This window comes from Escherichia sp. MOD1-EC6162, assembly GCF_002965125.1.
In the GTDB taxonomy this organism is placed as follows: Bacteria; Pseudomonadota; Gammaproteobacteria; order Enterobacterales; family Enterobacteriaceae; genus Escherichia; species Escherichia marmotae.
Genome location: NZ_PTSB01000005.1, coordinates 196083 through 217713 on the forward strand (window position 1 = coordinate 196083; position 21631 = coordinate 217713).

Annotated in this window: 17 protein-coding genes and 1 pseudogene; 4 read left to right on the forward strand and 14 right to left on the reverse strand. The window is 49.5% G+C overall.

The annotated features are described in order from the left end of the window. Window positions 1–105: 105 nt before the first annotated feature. From kdsB to A9587_RS06665, 13 genes are all read right to left on the reverse strand, one after another. Window positions 106–852, reverse strand: a complete 747-nt coding sequence (gene kdsB / locus A9587_RS06605) for a 3-deoxy-manno-octulosonate cytidylyltransferase (RefSeq protein ID WP_000011587.1) — start codon at window positions 850–852, stop codon at window positions 106–108. Then, window positions 849–1031 carry a protein YcaR gene (gene ycaR, locus A9587_RS06610; protein ID WP_000350069.1) on the reverse strand — a complete coding sequence of 61 codons (183 nt, stop codon included), beginning with the start codon at window positions 1029–1031 and terminating at the stop codon, window positions 849–851. Before ycaR ends, kdsB begins: the two co-directional genes overlap by 4 nt. Before the next feature lie 51 nt (window positions 1032–1082). Next, entirely contained in the window at window positions 1083–2315 is a 1233-nt protein-coding gene (ycaQ, locus tag A9587_RS06615) for a crosslink repair DNA glycosylase YcaQ (protein WP_001516116.1), read from the reverse strand. A gap of 35 nt (window positions 2316–2350) precedes the next feature. Beyond that, a complete protein-coding gene (gene lpxK, locus A9587_RS06620) occupies window positions 2351–3337 on the reverse strand; it encodes a tetraacyldisaccharide 4'-kinase (RefSeq protein ID WP_016261878.1) in 987 nt (328 codons plus the stop codon). After that, window positions 3334–5082 carry a lipid A ABC transporter ATP-binding protein/permease MsbA gene (msbA, locus tag A9587_RS06625; RefSeq protein ID WP_000551252.1) on the reverse strand — a complete coding sequence of 583 codons (1749 nt, stop codon included), beginning with the start codon at window positions 5080–5082 and terminating at the stop codon, window positions 3334–3336. The genes lpxK and msbA overlap by 4 nt, the downstream gene beginning before the upstream one ends. A gap of 36 nt (window positions 5083–5118) precedes the next feature. Beyond that, a complete protein-coding gene (locus A9587_RS06630) occupies window positions 5119–7383 on the reverse strand; it encodes a ComEC family protein (protein WP_105263239.1) in 2265 nt (754 codons plus the stop codon). 205 nt (window positions 7384–7588) lie between these two features. Continuing rightward, complete coding sequence (ihfB, locus tag A9587_RS06635; RefSeq protein WP_000167336.1) at window positions 7589–7873, reverse strand: integration host factor subunit beta; 285 nt, start codon at window positions 7871–7873, stop codon at window positions 7589–7591. 159 nt (window positions 7874–8032) lie between these two features. After that, window positions 8033–9706: a 30S ribosomal protein S1 gene (gene rpsA / locus A9587_RS06640; protein ID WP_000140327.1), complete on the reverse strand. Its 1674-nt coding sequence runs from the start codon at window positions 9704–9706 to the stop codon at window positions 8033–8035. A 110-nt stretch (window positions 9707–9816) separates the two neighbouring features. Continuing rightward, entirely contained in the window at window positions 9817–10500 is a 684-nt protein-coding gene (gene cmk / locus A9587_RS06645; protein WP_001516113.1) for a (d)CMP kinase, read from the reverse strand. A gap of 172 nt (window positions 10501–10672) precedes the next feature. Next, on the reverse strand, window positions 10673–11437 hold the full coding sequence (gene ycaL / locus A9587_RS06650; RefSeq protein WP_016248550.1) for a metallopeptidase YcaL: 765 nt from the start codon (window positions 11435–11437) through the stop codon (window positions 10673–10675). Between the two features lie 168 nt (window positions 11438–11605). Continuing rightward, the gene (gene aroA, locus A9587_RS06655) at window positions 11606–12889 is read right to left on the reverse strand and encodes a 3-phosphoshikimate 1-carboxyvinyltransferase (protein WP_105263238.1); all 1284 of its coding nucleotides are present in this window, start codon (window positions 12887–12889) and stop codon (window positions 11606–11608) included. A 71-nt stretch (window positions 12890–12960) separates the two neighbouring features. Then, window positions 12961–14049, reverse strand: a complete 1089-nt coding sequence (serC, locus tag A9587_RS06660) for a 3-phosphoserine/phosphohydroxythreonine transaminase (RefSeq protein WP_000057146.1) — start codon at window positions 14047–14049, stop codon at window positions 12961–12963. 197 nt (window positions 14050–14246) lie between these two features. Next, complete coding sequence (locus A9587_RS06665) at window positions 14247–14939, reverse strand: DUF421 domain-containing protein (protein WP_000642842.1); 693 nt, start codon at window positions 14937–14939, stop codon at window positions 14247–14249. A 129-nt stretch (window positions 14940–15068) separates the two neighbouring features. Between A9587_RS06665 and ycaO the strand changes: the two genes are divergently transcribed. The 4 genes from ycaO to pflA all read left to right on the forward strand — a co-directional run bounded on the left by ycaO (window position 15069) and on the right by pflA (window position 21362). Next, window positions 15069–16829 carry a 30S ribosomal protein S12 methylthiotransferase accessory factor YcaO gene (gene ycaO / locus A9587_RS06670; protein WP_001516111.1) on the forward strand — a complete coding sequence of 587 codons (1761 nt, stop codon included), beginning with the start codon at window positions 15069–15071 and terminating at the stop codon, window positions 16827–16829. 406 nt (window positions 16830–17235) lie between these two features. Further along, the gene (gene focA, locus A9587_RS06675; protein ID WP_000642551.1) at window positions 17236–18093 is read left to right on the forward strand and encodes a formate transporter FocA; all 858 of its coding nucleotides are present in this window, start codon (window positions 17236–17238) and stop codon (window positions 18091–18093) included. Between the two features lie 54 nt (window positions 18094–18147). Beyond that, window positions 18148–20430 carry a formate C-acetyltransferase gene (gene pflB, locus A9587_RS06680; protein WP_001292821.1) on the forward strand — a complete coding sequence of 761 codons (2283 nt, stop codon included), beginning with the start codon at window positions 18148–18150 and terminating at the stop codon, window positions 20428–20430. Window positions 20431–20621: 191 nt separating this feature from the next. Continuing rightward, window positions 20622–21362, forward strand: a complete 741-nt coding sequence (gene pflA / locus A9587_RS06685; RefSeq protein WP_000111043.1) for a pyruvate formate lyase 1-activating protein — start codon at window positions 20622–20624, stop codon at window positions 21360–21362. Window positions 21363–21504: 142 nt separating this feature from the next. On the opposite strand, the pseudogene A9587_RS25515 reads toward pflA, so the two are convergent. Further along, window positions 21505–21631, reverse strand: a pseudogene (locus tag A9587_RS25515) (hypothetical protein); the annotation flags it as partial.

Sequence of the window (21631 nt, forward strand, 5' to 3'; positions counted from 1 at the left end):
TAAAAGATGTCACCTGAATGAGATCAATTGTTGAAAAGAAAAATGAGGAAAATCGTAACGGTACGACACTCCCCCGAAAATCGGGTGGAGTGTCGTGAAATTAACTTAGCGCATTTCAGCGCGAACGCGCTCGAGATCTTCAGGGGTATCCACACCTGTACCAGGAACTTCCCGGGCGACAGCAACATGGATTTTTTCGCCGTACCACAGTACGCGAAGCTGCTCTAACATTTCGATGTGTTCTAACGGGCTTGGCTGCCAGTTAACATAACGGCGGATAAAACCTGCACGGTAGCCATAAATACCGAGATGCCGCAGGAAATTATCACCAACGGTTTCCAGACTTTTTGCAAAACGGTCACGATCCCACGGAATGGTGGCACGTGAAAAGTAAAGCGCATAACCTTCAGCATCAAGAACCACTTTAACCGCATTCGGATTAAAGACTTCTTCCGCATTGTGGATAGGTACAGCCAGGGTAGCCATTCCCACTTCACGCTGGGCGAGATTATCGGCAACCTGACGAATGATTGTTGCAGGGATCATGGGTTCATCACCCTGCACATTAACAATCACCGTATCGTCACTGAACGCGCATTTTTCGACAACTTCCGCCAGACGCTCAGTGCCTGATTGATGATCGGCGCGCGTCATGCATACTTCACCACCCGCAGCTTCAACGACGCGGGCGACATCGTCATGATCGGTTGCCACGATGATGCGATCGGCACCTGATTCGCGGGCGCGCTCAAGGACATGAACGATCATGGGCTTGCCGTTAATATCGACCAGCGGTTTACCGGGCAGACGCGTAGAAGCGTAGCGCGCGGGAATAATGACCACAAAACTCATGATTTACTCTCATCGGCAGTCAGTACACGGGCTTCCGTTTCCAGCAGAACTGGAATGCCATCGCGCAGCGGGAAAGCCAGGTTATCCAGTTTGCAAATCAGTTCTTGTTTTTCCTGGTTATACCAAAGTTTGCCGTTGCAAACCGGGCAGGCAACGATTTCAAGCAGACGATGATCCATAGTTCCTCCAGATGGATCGGGTTATGAATGCATAAATCTTATCATAATCATTTATGCGTAGGGGGCTATTTCCCAGCCAGTGCGGCAATCGGTAAAAAGATCGGGTGGGCAGCGCCCTAATGTCACTCGCGTCGCCTGCTGCCAGCTAGCAAAATCGGTAATCGCCTGGCGCAACCCTTTTTGAAGAGAAGCTGTCGGTTTGATGCCATCCTGTAACCAGAGGGAGATAACTTCAAGAATGCCCGCCTGGCGATGTATTTTGGCATCCATTCGCCCGACTAATTGCCCACGATGTAGTAACGGCAGAACGAAATAGCCATACTGGCGTTTCGGCGCTGGCGTGTAGCATTCCAGCCGGTAGCTAAAATCAAAAAGTTGCTCTGCACGTTTACGATCCCAGACGACAGGGTCAAAAGGTGACAGTACAGTGCTATGCGTCGCGGTTAGTTTCCCCGCGAGAGCTGTTTCGAGAAGAGGCAACAAGTCAGCATGCAGCCAGAGTTGTCCTAATCTCTCCACATTTATGGGGATAATTTGTTGCTGTTCAGCACATAGATCACGCCAGGCCGACAGTGCAGGACGTTTCAAACGATAATAATCCGCCAGCCACTGTTCGCGGAATATTCCCAGGCAACGCGCGCTGTTATCCAGCATGGCGATTTCTGCTTCTGTTTGCGAAACGAGATCACGCTCATCATCCCAGTGAGGCATGACGCGATGGGTTAGATCATAAACTCGCTGGAAGTTGCGCCGTTCAACTACCATGACTTTTCCGGCAGTAAATAAGCCTTCCAGATGCCGTTTATGGGGCTTCCACTCCCACCAACCGCTTGCCCCTTTTCGGGGATGTTCAAAATCGGCTGAACGTACCGGTCCGTTATCTTGTATGTGCTGAATTAACTGTTCAATTTCTGCTACATGTTCCTGCATCCAGGCGTCTTTGTATTTCCAGCCCATTTTTTCAGGTGCCAGCATTCGGTGGCGAATAAGACGAAAATCGCTACGCGGCATAAAGCAGGCTTCATGCGCCCAGTACTCCATTAATTCGCCACGTGTCAGTGACTCATCCAGCCACTGCGGAGAATAATTACCAAGGCGACTAAAAAGTACCAGATAAGGGCTGCGGGCAACGATATTGATAGTGTCGATTTGTAGCAGGGAGATACGGGAGATAGTTGACAGGATATCTTCTGGCGACGCACGACGGCGGGATTTGTTTAACAGGCCTTGCGCGGCAAGGTGAAGATTACGCGCATCGGCAAGGGAAATATACGGCAGCGTCATCATGGCTCCATCTATTGAACGCTGCCGCGGCGGAATTAGTTGCCAGAAGCCAGCGAGGAAAGTTGCGCGAGCAGTTTCTCTGGTTCATCGCCCGAAAGCTGTGCGTCAACGGGCAAATACCACCAATTTTCTTCTGCAAAGGCCCGGCATTTCACCGCATCTTTTTCAGTCATGATCAGCGTTTGCCCGGCACTTAACAGTGCGCTGACATCCGCATGATTCAAAGACTGATGATCGGCCAGCGGAACACATTTTTCTGGTTGAACACCGCACATCTTCAGCGTGGCAAAAAAGCGCGGCGGGTGACCAATCCCCGCCATTGCTACCACATGTTCAAGTTGTGCAACATCACAACGCGTACCAGTACGCAAATTCACAGCCTGACCCGGCAGCAGATGCATTGGGATTTCACCATTGTGCGGTACACCGCCGTTGACGATTACCGCATCAACCGATTTTAAGCGCCCCGCTCGCTCACGCATTGGCCCCGCGGGCAACCACCAGCCATTACCAAAGCGACGCACACCATCGATGACGACAATTTCTACATCTCGCGCCAGGCGATAATGCTGTAGACCGTCGTCAGTCACGATGAGTTGTACATCAGGATGCTGCGCCAGAATCACTTTTACTGCATCAGAACGTTCGGGAGAAACCGCAACAGGCGCACCAGTGCGCTGATAAATAAGCACCGGTTCATCACCCGCCTGTGCCGTGGTGGTATCTGCCGACAGTAACAACGGATACGATTCGGCCTTACCGCCATACCCTCTTGACACCACACCAACGCGAACACCGCATTTTTGCAGTTGTTCCACCAGCCAGACAACGACCGGGGTTTTTCCATTGCCACCTGCGGTGAGGTTACCGACCACCACAACTGGCACTGGCGCGCGCCATGCGCGTTTCAATTTTAATTTGTAGCAAAGACGGATTGCACCACTCACCAGGCCATACAGCCAGGAGAGTGGCAGCAACAGCCGCCACAAAGGCGATTCACCAGACCAGATTTTTTCAATCATTGGCCAAACTGCATTTTGTGAAGTTGCGCGTAGACACCACGGTGTTCAAGCAAATCGTTGTGCGTACCGCGTTCCACAATGACCCCGTCCTCGACGACCACAATTTCGTCTGCCTTTTCAATGGTAGACAAACGGTGGGCTATCACCAGTGAAGTACGGTTTTTCTGCAACTCATCCAGCGCCGCCTGAATTGCACGTTCAGATTCAGTATCCAGTGCCGAGGTGGCTTCGTCCAGAATCAGAATCGGGCTGTCACGCAACAAAGCACGAGCAATAGCAATACGCTGACGCTGACCGCCAGAAAGCAGTACACCGTTTTCGCCAATTACCGTATCGAGACCGTTATCCATCTTATTGATAAAGTCCATGGCATAAGCCATACGCGCCGCTTCTTCAATTTGCTCACGGCTGTACTGGTCAGTACGTGCGTAAGCAATGTTGTTGGCAACCGTATCGTTAAACAGATGGACATTCTGCGACACCAGCGCAACCTGATTACGCAATGACGCCAGGGTATACTCGCGTAGATCGTGACCATCCATCAGGATCTCGCCTTCATCGATATCGTAGAAGCGAGTGATTAAACTCGCGATGGTCGATTTACCCGAACCAGAACGTCCAACCAGAGCAACTGTTTTCCCTGCCGGGATTTTCAGGTTGATGTTACGCAAAGCGGGAACTTCACGCCCTGGATAGGTGAAGGTAACATTACGGAATTCCACATCGCCGGTAGCACGCTCAATCTCACGCTTACCTTCGTCTTTCTCCTGTTCACTATCCAGAATGGTGAACAGCGTCTGACAGGCCGCCATACCACGTTGGAACTGGGCGTTAACGTTGGTCAGCGATTTCAGCGGACGCATCAGTGCAATCATTGAAGAGAAAACAACGGTAATCGTACCGGCTGTCAGGCTATCCATCACACTTGGGAAGCTCGCCGCATACAGAACAAACGCCAGCGCCAAAGAAGCGATCAATTGAATGATCGGGTCAGAGATGGACGAGGCGGACACCATCTTCATCCCCTGCAAACGCATTTTGTTGCTGACCTTATCAAAACGCTTCGTTTCCACTTCCTGGCCACCAAAAATCAGCACTTCTTTGTGGCCTTTCAGCATCTGTTCCGCACTGGTGGTCACCTGCCCCATCGTGTTTTGCATGTTTTTACTGATGCTGCGAAAACGCTTCGATACGATACGAATTGCAATCGAGACAATGGGTGCCAGCACAATTAAAATGATCGATAACTGCCAACTGTAATAGAACATCATGGCGAACAAACCAATGATGGACGCACCTTCACGTACAACAGTAATCAGTGCGCCGGAAGATGACGAAGCAACCTGTTCAGAATCGTAAGTAATACGTGAAAGCAGAGTCCCGGTTGACTGTTTATCAAAAAATGAAACCGGCATTCCCATCATATGACCAAACAGGCGACGACGCATGGTCATTACCACTTTGCCAGATACCCAGGAGATACAGTAGCTGGAGATATAACTGGTGATACCACGTAAAATCATCAGCCCAATAACCACCAGCGGCATCCACATCAGCACGGAGCGATCTGTTTTACCAAAGCCATCATCAAGAAGTGGCTTAAGGAGCGATAACATGAAGGTATCGCTGGCCGCGTTGAGGATTAACGCTATGCCCGCCACGATCAGACCCGCTTTAAAAGGCGCAATGGTTGGCCACAGTCGGCGGAATGTCTGCCACGTAGAGAGATCTTTGTCGTTATGCATTCAAAAAACCAGCATTTGTTGAAATAGCCGCATATTCTACCCGTTATCCACTGGCACGCCAAACCACTGATGATACCAACGAGGTAAAATTTGCTCCCTTAGGCTGCGTACCTGCCAACCTTGCGCTGAAAAATCGACGGTTATTTGCCCCTGATGAGGGGTGTCAACCCATTGATATCCCTGAAGTTGATAGCGTCTTTTAACTTTACTGGAGGGTAGTCGCCACGCGTTATAGCGCGATGCCGATGCCAGTGCCACTTTTCCATTCACACGCTGAATTAATGGCAATGATGATGAGGTATTACTACCGTGATGGGGCACCTGAAGTAATGTCGCCTGCACATGCTGCCAGTAACGACTTAGCATTTTTTGTTCAGCTAGTGCTTCAATATCACCAGTTAAAAGAATGCTATACATTCCGTCATCAACCTTAACCACACAGGAATGGTTATTTCCTTTATCGTTGCTACCTTGTAAAGGCCAGTGCACACTAAAACGTAATCCTTGCCACTGCCACGCTTCGCCACGCACACAGGGCTGATGATGCTCCCCATTTAAAGGACTTCTGACCCATAACGTCGGCCAGGTACGTAATATCGAGTCCAGTCCTCCCCGATGATCCAGATGTTCATGGCTAAGAATGACGCCTTCCGGTTCAAGGTTATGCCAGCGTAGCCAGGGGATAATAATTTGTTGCCCGCTGTCGCCCTCCGGCCAGGCAAGTCCCGTATCATAGAGAATCGCTTTGCCATTTCTCGCAATCACCATTGCCAGTCCCTGGCCGACATCAAGCATATACACCTGCCACTCGTCGGGCTGTGGTTTTTGCCACAGCGGCCAGCACATCATAATGCCTCCAGCCACACACACCACTGGCAGTGTTCGCCATACGTTTAGTCGCCATACTATCAACAATAACCAGGGAGAAAATGATAGCCATTGCCAACGTTCAGCAATGTTGATCCATCCTTCCGGCAAACTCTTTAACCCCCAGAAAAGTAAAGCCAAAGACCTGTCGACAAGCAACCATAATCCTTGCTCCACAATTAATGGTCCGCTTAAATGCACGATCATCGCGGCAAGCGTCAACGGAACAGTAATAAATGTCACTAAAGGAATGGCAAATAGATTTGCTATAAACGAGGTCAGGCTAATGCCATGAAATATGACGATTTGTACAGGCATTAACAGGAGCGTTATTCCCAGTTGCAGATGGATGAGAGAAACCATCGCACGCACTGCAGGTGGCAGCGACCATACCGGACAGGGAAACCACTGATACCAAAAAATAAGCGCCGCCACCGCGGCGGCAGAGAGCCACAAGCTTTGCGAGAGAATGGCAACAGGGTCCATCAGCAATATTACTGCAAGGCAGCATATCCACACATCCCAGCCACTCCATTGTCGACCACTTAACTTAAGCATTCCCCACGTTGCAAGCGCCACTACGGTACGCAATGCGGGAGGTTGCATACCAGTCAACCATGCATAAAAAGCAGCACAGCAAATTCCGCCAATTAATGGTATCTGCCAATGGATCCAACGCCCAGGAAGGAAAATTTGCCCACTGCGAATAAGCCCTGCCGCCAGTAATGCCACAAAAGCAATGTGTAATCCCGATATCGCCATTAAATGCGCTGTACCGGTATTGCGCATAATATTTTTGATTTCTCTGGGTACAGATAACCGTTCACCCATACCTAAACCAAGAATGACCGTTTTCCACGGATAGGGTTGCAGAGACGTTTGTAAAGAGGCCAGATATTGCGCTCGCAGACTACAACTCGCTTCAATGACGCTTGCCTGCAGAAAGCGCCCGGTGAGCGGCTGATGCTGGGCAATGGCATAACGCTGGCTGTCAAAGCCGCCATCATTAAGCTGGCCGTGAACCGCACGAGCGTTGAGTTTCATTGACCATTGTTGTCCGGCACAAACTGCTTGCGGCAGATATTCGCCATACAGCACGATGCCTGGCGCAGGGAAAAGACGTCGGCCTTGTAAGTGGGTAATTTGAGCGTAATGAGTGGTCATGCCATCAGTGGCAGTAATCTCGACGATTGCATCCTGCGTCGCACCAGCTAAGGCTTCTCCTACCCACATAACTTGCTTCGCCGCCAGTACGCCCCAAAGAAAAAACAGCAATATCAGCGTGAAATAACGAACAGCTTTAACAGGAATAAATGCCAGTACGCAGGCGAAAGTTGTAAGAACTGCAGTGGCTAACGTCCCGGGTAGTTGCGGTAATACCAGCAGTGGAAAAATCCCACAAATTACGCATACGCTGATCGTCGTTACTTTCATGCACCCCTCCCTGTTTTGGAAAGTGTGCAACTTTGTTCGGCAGTTGTCTGGTGGGTGTTTTGCTTTACCCGAGGCGCGTTCAGAAGAATTTAACAGGAAGATGAAAACTGTACACAACTCTGCGAGGCATCTTCCAGATTCAGATTACAGAAATGAAAAAAGCACCCGGCAGGTGCTTTTTTCGCGTTCAAGTCTGTGTAAAAACTCAACCGTAAATATTGGCGCGATCGCGCAGTTCTTTACCTGGTTTAAAGTGAGGAACGTATTTTCCTTCCAGTTCTACTTTATCGCCAGTTTTCGGATTACGTCCGGTACGAGGTGCGCGGTAGTGCAAAGAGAAACTGCCGAAACCGCGGATTTCAATACGCTCGCCCTGCGCAAGAGTCGAGGCCATATGCTCCAGCATCTCTTTTACTGCATCTTCAACCGTCTTGGCGGGAATGTGCGATTGCTGGGTGGCAAGTCTTTCTATCAATTCTGACTTGGTCATGATTCCTCCGGTTCCTTAAAGGCAAATTTAGCGGCTGCTGTTGCTGCATTGATTAAGGGCGGCCGTAGCCGCCCTTAGTGCTTGATTACAGGACGAAACCTGCAATCTGTCAAGTAAACTCAACAAACTTCGGAATAAAAATCCCGAAGAGTCAGAGAATTACTCGCCTTTAGCTGCTTTGAAAGCTTCAGCCATTGCGTTGTTGGAGAAGTTTGCATCTTCCTGTTTGTTAACAGTTGCGATTGCATCTTTCTCGTCAGCTTCGTCTTTCGCACGAACAGACAGGCTGATTGCGCGGTTTTTACGATCAACGCCAGTGAATTTAGCTTCAACTTCGTCGCCAACGCTCAGAACCAGGGTAGCATCTTCAACGCGGTCACGGGATGCTTCAGAAGCACGCAGGTAACCTTCAACGCCGTCAGCCAGTTCTACGGTTGCGCCTTTAGCGTCAACTGCAGTTACTTTACCGGTTACGATAGCGCCTTTCTTGTTCAGAGCAACCCAGTTGTTGAACGGATCTTCTGCGAGCTGCTTAACGCCCAGGGAGATACGTTCACGTTCTGCGTCAACCTGCAGAACAACTGCAGCGATTTCGTCGCCTTTTTTGTATTCACGAACTGCTTCTTCGCCTGCAACGTTCCAGGAGATGTCAGACAGGTGAACCAAGCCATCGATGCCGCCGTCCAGGCCGATGAAGATACCGAAGTCAGTGATAGACTTGATTTTACCTTCAACACGGTCACCCTTGTTGTGGGTTTCCGCGAACTGCTGCCACGGGTTAGCTTTGCACTGTTTCAGACCCAGGGAGATACGACGACGTTCTTCGTCGATATCCAGAACCATAACTTCCACTACATCGCCAACGTTAACAACTTTGGACGGGTGGATGTTTTTGTTGGTCCAATCCATTTCGGAAACGTGTACCAGGCCTTCAACGCCTTCTTCGATTTCAACGAAGCAGCCGTAGTCGGTCAGGTTGGTTACGCGACCAGTCAGTTTAGTACCTTCCGGATAACGTTTAGCGATAGCTACCCACGGATCTTCGCCCAGTTGTTTCAGGCCCAGGGATACACGGGTACGTTCGCGGTCGAACTTCAGCACTTTAACAGTGATTTCGTCGCCCACGTTGACGATTTCGCTCGGATGCTTAACGCGTTTCCAGGCCATGTCAGTGATGTGCAGCAGGCCGTCAACGCCGCCCAGATCAACGAATGCACCGTAGTCAGTGAGGTTCTTAACGATACCTTTAACTTCCATGCCTTCCTGCAGGTTTTCCAGCAGTTGATCGCGCTCTGCGCTGTTTTCGGATTCGATAACGGCACGACGAGAAACAACAACGTTGTTGCGCTTCTGATCCAGCTTGATTACTTTGAATTCAAGCTCTTTGCCTTCCAGGTGCAGAGTGTCACGCACCGGACGAACATCTACCAGAGAACCTGGCAGGAACGCACGAATACCGTTCAGCTCAACAGTGAAGCCGCCCTTAACTTTGCCGTTGATAACACCGGTAACAGTTTCAGCATCTTCGTAAGCTTTTTCCAGCGTGATCCAGGCTTCGTGACGTTTAGCTTTCTCACGGGACAGCAGAGTTTCACCGAAGCCGTCTTCTACTGCGTCCAGAGCAACGTCAACTTCGTCACCTACCTGGATTTCCAGCTCGCCCTGGGCGTTTTTGAACTGCTCAGCCGGGATGGCAGACTCAGATTTCAGACCAGCGTCAACCAGTACTACATCTTTGTCGATAGCAACAACAACGCCACGAACGATAGAACCCGGGCGGGTTTCGATTTCTTTTAAGGACTCTTCAAAGAGTTGAGCAAAAGATTCAGTCATGTTTAATCTTCAGGTTTATATTTAACGTCCACCTGGCTCCGTGCCGGATGGGGTTGTTTAACATACCCGCTGTCATTCCATTGCAGCGGGGGTACTGCAAATTCGGTCGCTTATGCGAGAGCCAATTTTTGGCGCGCGTAGTGTAACGCTTTTTCAATCACTTGCTCAATGCTTAAGGAGGTGGAATCCAACACTAAAGCATCGGCTGCCGGAACCAACGGCGCTACCGCGCGATTACGATCGCGGTCGTCGCGTTCTTTGATCTCGGCCAAAAGGCGCTCAAAGTTAACACTAAAGCCCTTCTCCTGCAACTGTAGCATGCGGCGATGTGCACGTTCTTCTGAGGAGGCGTCAAGGAAAATTTTCACTGGTGCATCAGGGAATACCACCGTTCCCATATCGCGGCCATCGGCAATCAGGCCAGGTAATTCGCGAAATGCGCGTTGGCGACGCAATAATGCTTCGCGAACACGGGGAAATGCCGCGACTTGTGAAGCGGCATTCGCCACTTCCTGGGTGCGAATTTCACCACTGACATCTTCCCCTTCGAGGATCACTTCCAGATTGCCATTGGTCGATACAAAACGTACATCCAGGTGGGATGCCAGTGGCACCAGAGCATCTTCCGACGCCACATCAACATGGTGATGTAATGCCGCCAGTGCCAGTACGCGATAAATTGCACCCGAGTCCAGCAGATGCCATTGCAACGCTTCCGCCATAGCCTTACACAAAGTGCCTTTCCCTGCACCGCTTGGGCCATCAATGGTAATAACCGGGGCAATTGCCGTCATCTTTATCTCCTTAAAACAGGCGTACCGTTAACATAACCGCGCGCATTATACGCGCCAGCGCCACAAATCGTTAACGTTGTGTGCAAAAACCAGTTTTGTCTGTATTCAGATGGGGATTTATTGCGCAATTATAGCGGGCTGGCGAAAGACCAGCCCGAAAGATGACAATGATTTACTTACCAGAGGCGATACGGTCACGGATGTGTTGTGCACGCTCTGTTGATGGTGGATGAGAGTCAAACATAGACTGGGTACGACCGCCATCCAGGCTGGCCAGTTTTTCAAAGCTACCGACCAGTCCCTGGGTGTTGATGCCACGTTTCTTCAGCAGATCAAAGGAGAAATCATCTGCTTCGGACTCTTTATCGCGGGAGTACTTAGCATTGATAGCGCCTTCTGCGATATCGCCTAATTGTGAACGGGAAAGCTGAGAAGCCACACCGCTGGTTGCGGAAATCGCATCACGTGCGGCAACAATCGCATAAGAGGCTTTCATTTCAGCCAGCGAGTGACCCAATGCAACGTGCCCCAATTCATGGCCCAGAACGCCTTCAATTTCATTGTCGTTCATCATGTCCATCAGGCCACTGTAGACACGAACACAGCCGTTTGCCATCGCCCATGCGTTAACGTCGCTGGTCATATATACCTTATAGTTGACCGGCGTACCGTTAATATTGCTACCCAATGCTTTGGCGATTTTTGCCAGACGTTTACCGTACTTGCTGGATTTGCTAGCGACTTTGTTGCCGCTGTCCATTTCGACACAACCCTGATTGGCAATCGCTTTTGCATCGGCATCGCTTAACGTTACAGCTTTATAGGCATTTAAACCGGAGCTGATAGCCAGATCGGTATTAATACCGTGCGTATTCTGACACCCTGTCAGTAATGCTGCAGAGGCCGCAATCGCCAGCAGTAATTTAGTATTCTTCATGTGAATCATCCGTTGATTAATCATACATAAATATTATGTATCAACAACTTACATTGACAACTAACGCTACCATTAATACGAATGGCTCACAATGTCCGAAAAAAAACACCGACAATAAACCGACGTTTTGATAAAGAAAGATCTGTCTATTTATTGCCTGATATTCGTTCAGGCTGGTTGGCTAATACGTTCCAGTTGCTCGAAGTAATCCGGGAATGTTTTAGCCGTACATTTAGGATCAAGAATCGTCACCGGCGTATCTGACAATGCTACCAGCGAGAAACACATTGCCATTCGGTGATCGTTATAAGTGGCGATCCCGGCAAATTTCAGTTTTTCTGGCGGCGTAATGCGAATGAAATCATATCCCTCTTCCACTTCTGCGCCGACCTTACGTAATTCGGTCGCCATCGCAAACAGACGATCCGTCTCTTTAACGCGCCAGTTATAAATATTGCGCAGCGTGGTAGTGCCTTTAGCAAATAGCGCCGTCGTAGCGATAGTCATCGCCGCATCGGGAATATGGTTCATATCCATGTCGATAGCGTTCAGTTCACCACGCGTGCAGGCAATATAATCATCGCCCCAGCTAATGGTCGCCCCCATTTTTTCCAGTACGTCAGCAAAGCGAATATCACCCTGCATACTGTTGCGTCCAATGCCAGTCACTTTTACCGTACCGCCTTTAATCGCTGCTGCAGCGAGAAAGTAAGACGCCGAGGATGCATCCCCTTCCACTAAATAGTGGCCCGGTGACTGATAAGATTGACCGCCTTTTACTACAAATTGTTGATATTGCTTATTTTCAATCTCAACACCAAACGTCTTCATCAGGTTGAGCGTGATATCGATATAAGGTTTAGAAACCAGATCACCTTTAATCCGAATAACCGTATCTTCCGGCGCAAGCGGTGCGGTCATTAATAGTGCGGTGAGGAACTGACTGGAAACAGAGCCATCAACTTCGACATTGCCACCAGTAAAACCACCCTGTAAACGCAACGGTGGATAATTTTCTTGTTCCAGGAAAGCGATTTTTGCCCCGCCCTGGCGCAGCGCATCGACCAGATGACCGATCGGGCGTTCTTTCATACGCGGTTCACCGGTCAGGACAATATTATTGCTTCCCAGACAAAGTGCCGCCGCCAGAGGACGCATCGCTGTCCCCGCATTACCGAGAAATAACTCCAGCGCACTTTCTGCGTGTAATGGACCGCCGTTACCGATAATTTCGCAACGCGTACGATCAGCAGAAAGCGTATAGCTCACCCCCAACGCCTGCAGTGCATTCAGCATATGGCGAACATCGTCGCTATCCAGCAGATTGGTTAATACGGTTTTGCCGTGTGCTAATGCCGCCAGCAATAAAGCGCGGTTAGAAACGCTCTTGGAACCGGGCAGATTAATGGTGCCATCAACTCGGGCGATGGGTTGTAACGTCAGGGATTCCATGAACTCAACTCTCTACAACAGAAATAAAAACCCCACAGTCTGGCTGTGGGGGATTAAGCAAAATTTCGGCATTAGCCGTGACGGCGTTCGAACTCAACCATGAAGTCTGTCAGCGCTTTAACACCTTCCAGCGGCATGGCATTATAAATAGACGCGCGCATTCCGCCGACCACACGGTGACCTTTCAACGCATGAAGGCCCGCAGCGAAAGACTCTTCGAGGAACAACTTGTCAAGCGCACTGTCCGCCAACTGGAACGGCACATTCATCCGCGAACGGTTATCTTTTGCGACATCATTACGATAGAAATCGCTGTTATCTATTACGCCATACAGCAGTTCTGCTTTTTGCTGATTGATGTTGTCCATTGCAGCCACACCGCCGTTCGCTTTCAGCCATTTGAAGACCAGGCCAGATAAGTACCAGGCAAAGGTCGGCGGCGTATTAAACATGGAATCGTTATCGTTAAGGATGGAGTAATCCAGAATCGACGGGCATGCGATATTCGCTTTACCCAGTAAGTCTTCGCGAACGATGACGATCGTCAGGCCAGCCGGGCCGATATTTTTCTGCGCGCCAGCGTAAATCACGCCGTAGCGGCTGACATCAATCGGGCGGGAAAGAATCGTTGAAGAGAAATCGGCAGCGACTACCACATCTTTACCAAAGTCTGGCGTTTCATCGATGGCAATACCATCGATAGTTTCATTCGGGCAATAATGCATATAAGCAGCATTATCAGAGAGTTGCCATTCACGCATTGGCTTAACCGCGCGCAAACCATCAACAGTCACTTTGGCGTCAAACACATTTGGCGTGCAGTATTTTTTCGCTTCTTTGATGGCGCTTGCCGCCCAGTAGCCGGCATCAACATAATCTGCAGTGGTTTTATCACCGAGAATATTCAGCGGTACAGCCGCAAACTGACCCCGACCGCCACCATGGCAGAACAATACTTTATAGTTGGAGGGGACGTTAAGAAGATCGCGAAAATCCTTCTCGGCTTCCTCTGCAACCTGAATGAATTCTTTGCCGCGGTGGCTCACTTCCATCACCGACGTACCAAGACCGTTCCAGTCGCGCAGTTCCTGTTGAGCCTGTTTAAGCACCTCTGCCGGTAGCATTGCCGGACCAGAACTAAAATTGAAGATTTGAGCCATTTCCCCTCACCACGTTGCGTTGTCATTGACCCACGGTAATCGATTGCGACCCTGGGTAATACGTTATGCCTGTGACTATCGGTTTTATCATTCAGTGACGCGCGTCGCAATGGGTAAAACTGTTGCGGGTAAAAATGTGGTCCACGTCACACAACAGAATATCTCGGATTCTAGTCAAAAAGCCGCTGTTTTTGCTGTCAGGTCACCCGTTTTACCCGACTTGCCTTCGTCCATTCTGGATTTGCACAGCGGGGACATAATTGTTTTTCACCTGCTTCCATATGAATGATTTCACTGCAACGGATACAGGCGTAGTCCGCCGACTCCGGCACCACTTTATAACGCTGAGTACAATCACTGGGTAAAATAAGTAATCCCGGTTTCACCTTTTCATCTTCAAAGAAATAGACGCTGATTTGCCCGTTGGTTTCAAGAATAGCCAGACGAACCTGTCCCAGTTGTTCCACACCACGCAACCGTAGCTCCATAAAAAACTCAAATTCCGTCATGTTGGAGTTATTAAGTTTCGACCAGGCCAGCTCACCATCTTCAATAATGACAACCGGCTTACCCTCCAACAGATCTTCCAGTTTTTCACTGTGCGCCATCGACCACATCACCAAGCGATATAACAACGCCAGAGTAATAAAGACAATAAGTACCGGGATCATCGGCACATCGTCATAAAATGCCACATCCCCAGCCGCCGATCCTAGTGTCAAAATGATTAACACTTCAAACAGCGACATTTGCCGCACGCCGCGTCTTCCGGTCATTTTGAGGAACAGAAAGACCAACACAAAGGTATAGAGACTGCGTAGGGCAACTTCGCCAAGGAAATCAAAAGGCACTTTATCGAATGCCATACGGTGGAGATCGAACGCCTTCATTTTTATGCTCTTATCGTGGTTTATCCACTAAAAGCATAGTCAACAGTTCATTGGCATGGCGGCGGTGATAGCGCCTTTGAGATAAAACCCGTATTATTGCGCGCTTTCCGTACGACTAAAGTGATTTTCATGACACAAACATTTATCCCCGGCAAAGATGCCGCTCTGGAAGATTCCATCGCTCGCTTCCAGCAAAAACTCTCCGACCTCGGTTTTCAAATTGAAGAAGCTTCCTGGCTGAATCCGGTGCCTAACGTCTGGTCTGTACACATCCGCGATAAAGAGTGCGCGCTATGTTTTACCAACGGTAAAGGCGCAACCAAAAAGGCGGCGCTGGCTTCTGCCCTCGGTGAATATTTCGAGCGTCTCTCTACTAACTACTTTTTTGCTGATTTCTGGCTGGGCGAAACCATCGCCAACGGCCCGTTCGTGCATTATCCCAACGAAAAATGGTTCCCACTGACCGAAAACGACGATGTGCCGGAAGGCCTGCTTGATGACCGTCTGAGGGCATTTTACGACCCGGAGAATGAACTGACCGGCAGTATGCTGATTGATCTGCAATCCGGTAATGAAGATCGCGGTATTTGCGGCCTGCCGTTTACTCGCCAGTCCGACAATCAAACCGTTTATATTCCGATGAATATTATCGGTAACCTGTATGTTTCCAACGGTATGTCCGCTGGTAATACCCGCAACGAAGCGCGCGTCCAGGGATTATCCGAAGTTTTTGAACGCTATGTGAAAAACCGCATCATCGCTGAAAGCATCAGCCTGCCAGAGATCCCGGCTGATGTGCTGGCACGTTATCCGGCGGTGGTTGAAGCCATCGAAACGCTGGAAGCGGAAGGTTTCCCAATCTTTGCTTATGATGGTTCGCTTGGCGGTCAGTATCCGGTGATCTGCGTGGTACTGTTCAACCCGGCTAACGGCACTTGCTTTGCCTCTTTCGGCGCACATCCTGATTTTGGCGTTGCACTGGAACGTACCGTGACTGAACTGCTGCAGGGCCGCAGTTTGAAGGACCTGGATGTATTTACTCCGCCAACCTTCGACGATGAAGAAGTAGCTGAACATACCAACCTCGAAACGCACTTTATTGATTCCAGCGGTTTGATCTCCTGGGATCTGTTCAAGCAGGATGCCGATTATCCGTTTGTCGACTGGAATTTCTCCGGCACCACTGAAGAAGAGTTCGCCACGCTAATGGCTATCTTCAATAAGGAAGGTAAAGACGTTTATATTGCTGATTATGAGCATCTGGGTGTCTACGCTTGCCGTATTATCGTGCCGGGCATGTCCGATATTTATCCGGCAGAAGATTTGTGGATGGCGAATAACAGTATGGGCAGCCATTTACGAGAAACGATTCTGTCGCTGCCAGGCAGTGAATGGGAAAAAGAAGATTACCTGAACCTCATCGAGCAACTGGATGAAGAAGGTTTTGACGATTTTACCCGCGTACGTGAGCTGCTGGGTCTGGCAACGGGGTCGGACAACGGCTGGTATACCCTGCGTATCGGTGAACTGAAAGCCATGCTGGCGCTGGCTGGTGGCGACCTGGAACAGGCTCTGGTCTGGACCGAATGGACGATGGAGTTTAACTCATCGGTGTTCAGCCCGGAGCGCGCGAACTATTATCGCTGCCTGCAAACCTTACTGCTGCTTGCTCAGGAAGAAGATCGTCAGCCACTGCAATATCTGAACGCGTTTGTTCGCATGTACGGTGCTGATGCGGTAGAAGCTGCCAGCGCAGCCATGAGTGGCGAAGCCGCGTTTTATGGCCTGCAACCGGTAGACAACGATCTACATGCGTTTGCCGCACATCAGTCACTGCTGAAAGCTTACGAAAAACTGCAACACGCCAAAGCGGCATTCTGGACAAAATAAAATCAAATAGCCTACGCAATGTAGGCTTAATGATTAGTCTGAGTTATATTACGGGGCGTTTTTTTAATGCCCCGCTTTACATATATTTGCATTAATAAAATAATTGTAATTATAAAGTTAAATATCGGTAATTTATATTTAATAAATACGATCGATATTGTTACTTTATTTGCCTGATGCCCCCCTTTTAATTAACTGTTTTAGCGGAGGATGCGGAAAAAATTCAACTCATTTGTTAATTTTTAAAATTTATTTTTATTTGGATAATCAAATACTTACTCCGTATTTGCATAAAAACCATGCGACTTACGGGCCTATAAGCCAGGCGAGATATGATCTATATCAATTTCTCATCTATAATGCTTTGTTAGTATCTCGTCGCCGACTTAATAAAGAGAGAGTTAGTGTGAAAGCTGACAACCCTTTTGATCTTTTACTTCCTGCAGCAATGGCCAAAGTGGCCGAAGAGGCAGGTGTCTATAAAGCAACGAAACATCCGCTTAAGACTTTCTATCTGGCGATTACCGCCGGTGTTTTCATCTCAATCGCATTCGTCTTCTATATCACAGCAACCACTGGCACAGGCACAATGCCCTTCGGCATGGCAAAACTGGTTGGCGGCATTTGCTTCTCTCTGGGGCTGATTCTTTGTGTTGTCTGCGGTGCCGATCTCTTTACTTCTACCGTGTTGATTGTTGTTGCCAAGGCGAGTGGGCGTATCACCTGGGGCCAGTTGGCGAAAAACTGGCTGAATGTCTATTTTGGCAACCTGGTCGGCGCGTTGTTATTTGTACTTTTAATGTGGCTTTCCGGCGAGTATATGACCGCCAATGGTCAATGGGGGCTGAACGTCCTACAAACCGCCGACCACAAAGTGCACCATACTTTTATTGAGGCCGTCTGCCTCGGCATCCTGGCTAACCTGATGGTATGCCTGGCGGTATGGATGAGCTATTCTGGCCGCAGCCTGATGGACAAAGCGTTTATCATGGTGCTGCCGGTCGCGATGTTTGTTGCCAGCGGTTTTGAGCACAGTATCGCAAACATGTTTATGATCCCGATGGGTATTGTAATCCGCGACTTCGCTACACCGGAATTCTGGACCGCTGTCGGTTCAGCACCGGAAAATTTTTCTCACCTGACCGTGATGAACTTCATCACTGATAACCTGATTCCGGTTACGATCGGCAATATTATCGGCGGTGGTTTGTTGGTTGGGTTGACATACTGGGTCATTTACCTGCGTGAAAACGACAACCATTAATGGCTGTCGAAGTACGCAGTAAATAAAAAATCCACTTAAGAAGGTAGGTGTTACATGTCCGAGCTTAATGAAAAGTTAGCCACAGCCTGGGAAGGTTTTACCAAAGGTGACTGGCAGAATGAAGTAAACGTCCGTGACTTCATTCAGAAAAACTACACTCCGTACGAGGGTGACGAGTCCTTCCTGGCTGGCGCTACTGAAGCGACCACTACCCTGTGGGACAAAGTAATGGAAGGCGTTAAACTGGAAAACCGCACTCACGCGCCAGTTGACTTTGACACCGCTGTTGCTTCCACCATCACCTCTCACGACGCTGGCTACATCAACAAGCAGCTTGAGAAAATCGTTGGTCTGCAGACTGAAGCTCCGCTGAAACGTGCTCTTATCCCGTTCGGTGGTATCAAAATGATCGAAGGTTCCTGCAAAGCGTACAACCGCGAACTGGATCCGATGATCAAAAAAATCTTCACTGAATACCGTAAAACTCACAACCAGGGCGTGTTCGACGTTTACACTCCGGACATCCTGCGTTGCCGTAAATCCGGTGTTCTGACCGGTCTGCCAGATGCTTATGGCCGTGGTCGTATCATCGGTGACTACCGTCGCGTTGCGCTGTACGGTATCGACTACCTGATGAAAGATAAACTGGCACAGTTCACCTCTCTGCAGGCTGATCTGGAAAACGGCGTAAACCTGGAACAGACCATTCGTCTGCGCGAAGAAATCGCTGAACAGCACCGCGCTCTGGGTCAGATGAAAGAAATGGCTGCTAAATACGGCTACGACATCTCTGGTCCGGCTACCAATGCTCAGGAAGCTATCCAGTGGACTTACTTCGGCTACCTGGCTGCTGTTAAGTCTCAGAACGGTGCTGCAATGTCCTTCGGTCGTACCTCCACCTTCCTGGACGTGTACATCGAACGTGACCTGAAAGCTGGTAAAATCACCGAACAAGAAGCGCAGGAAATGGTTGACCACCTGGTCATGAAACTGCGTATGGTTCGCTTCCTGCGTACTCCGGAGTACGATGAACTGTTCTCTGGTGACCCGATTTGGGCAACCGAATCTATCGGTGGTATGGGTCTCGACGGTCGTACGCTGGTTACCAAAAACAGCTTCCGTTTCCTGAACACCCTGTACACCATGGGTCCGTCTCCGGAACCGAACATGACCATTCTGTGGTCTGAAAAACTGCCGCTGAACTTCAAGAAATTCGCCGCTAAAGTGTCCATCGACACCTCTTCTCTGCAGTATGAGAACGATGACCTGATGCGTCCGGACTTCAACAACGATGACTATGCTATCGCTTGCTGCGTAAGCCCGATGATCGTTGGTAAACAAATGCAGTTCTTCGGTGCGCGTGCAAACCTGGCGAAAACCATGCTGTACGCAATCAACGGCGGCGTTGACGAAAAACTGAAAATGCAGGTTGGTCCGAAATCTGAACCGATCAAAGGCGACGTCCTGAACTACGATGAAGTGATGGAGCGCATGGATCACTTCATGGACTGGCTGGCTAAACAGTACATCACTGCACTGAACATCATCCACTACATGCACGACAAGTACAGCTACGAAGCCGCTCTGATGGCGCTGCACGACCGTGACGTTATCCGCACCATGGCGTGTGGTATCGCTGGTCTGTCCGTTGCTGCTGACTCCCTGTCTGCAATCAAATATGCGAAAGTTAAACCGATTCGTGACGAAGACGGTCTGGCTATCGACTTCGAAATCGAAGGCGAATACCCGCAGTTTGGTAACAACGATCCGCGTGTAGATGACCTGGCTGTTGATCTGGTAGAACGTTTCATGAAGAAAATTCAGAAACTGCACACCTACCGTGACGCTATCCCGACTCAGTCTGTTCTGACCATCACTTCTAACGTTGTGTATGGTAAGAAAACCGGTAACACCCCAGACGGTCGTCGTGCTGGCGCACCGTTCGGACCGGGTGCTAACCCGATGCACGGTCGTGACCAGAAAGGTGCTGTAGCTTCTCTGACTTCCGTTGCTAAACTGCCGTTCGCTTACGCTAAAGATGGTATCTCTTACACCTTCTCTATCGTTCCGAACGCACTGGGTAAAGACGACGAAGTTCGTAAGACCAACCTGGCTGGTCTGATGGATGGTTACTTCCACCACGAAGCGTCCATCGAAGGTGGTCAGCACCTGAACGTAAACGTGATGAACCGTGAAATGCTGCTCGACGCAATGGAAAACCCGGAAAAATATCCGCAGTTGACCATCCGTGTATCTGGCTACGCAGTACGTTTCAACTCGCTGACTAAAGAACAGCAGCAGGACGTTATTACTCGTACCTTCACTCAATCTATGTAATTAGATTTGACTGAAATCGTACTGTAAAAAGCGTACAATAAAGGCTCCACGAAAGTGGGGCCTTTTTTAGCAAGAGAGCCTTTTTTGTCAGCTATCTATACTTTAAGGTGACTGCCAAAACAGACTCGACGTAGCCTTCGAGCTGCGCACCAACACGGCCTCAGATGGGCCACATCTGGAGAAACACCGCAATGTCAGTTATTGGTCGCATTCACTCCTTTGAATCCTGTGGAACCGTAGACGGCCCGGGTATTCGCTTTATCACCTTTTTCCAGGGCTGCCTGATGCGCTGCCTGTATTGTCATAACCGCGACACCTGGGACACGCATGGCGGTAAAGAAGTTACCGTTGAAGATTTAATGAAAGAGGTGGTGACCTATCGCCACTTTATGAACGCTTCAGGTGGCGGCGTTACCGCATCTGGCGGCGAAGCAATTCTGCAAGCTGAGTTTGTTCGTGACTGGTTCCGCGCCTGCAAAAAAGAAGGCATTCATACCTGTCTGGACACCAACGGTTTTGTTCGTCGTTACGATCCGGTGATTGATGAACTGCTGGAAGTAACCGACCTGGTAATGCTTGATCTCAAACAAATGAACGACGAGATCCACCAAAATCTGGTAGGCGTTTCCAACCACCGAACGCTGGAGTTTGCCAAATATCTGGCGAACAAAAATGTGAAAGTCTGGATCCGTTATGTCGTAGTACCTGGCTGGTCTGACGACGACGATTCCGCCCACCGTCTTGGTGAATTTACCCGTGATATGGGTAACGTCGAAAAAATCGAACTCCTCCCCTACCATGAGCTGGGCAAACACAAATGGGTGGCGATGGGCGAAGAGTACAAACTCGATGGCGTGAAACCACCGAAGAAAGAGACCATGGAGCGCGTGAAAGGCATTCTTGAGCAGTATGGTCATAAAGTGATGTTCTAAAACATCACGTGCAGGTTGAATTTCGCCCTGCAATTTTGGCTCCCCTCCTGTTAGTGATAATCAGTAAGCCAGCGTTAGGAGCATTCTCAACGCTGGCTTGCTCGACTTAATTTCCGCGTCGTAATCTTCTGATTCTAGCTCGTTACCAGTCGGCGTAAGGTATCAGCGGCTGCGGCGGTAAATCCATGTCGCCCTGCCATCCGGCGGCGGAATACCGTACATAGAGCAGGAAATGGCTGGGCGCATAATCTTTCGCCTGCTGGATATCG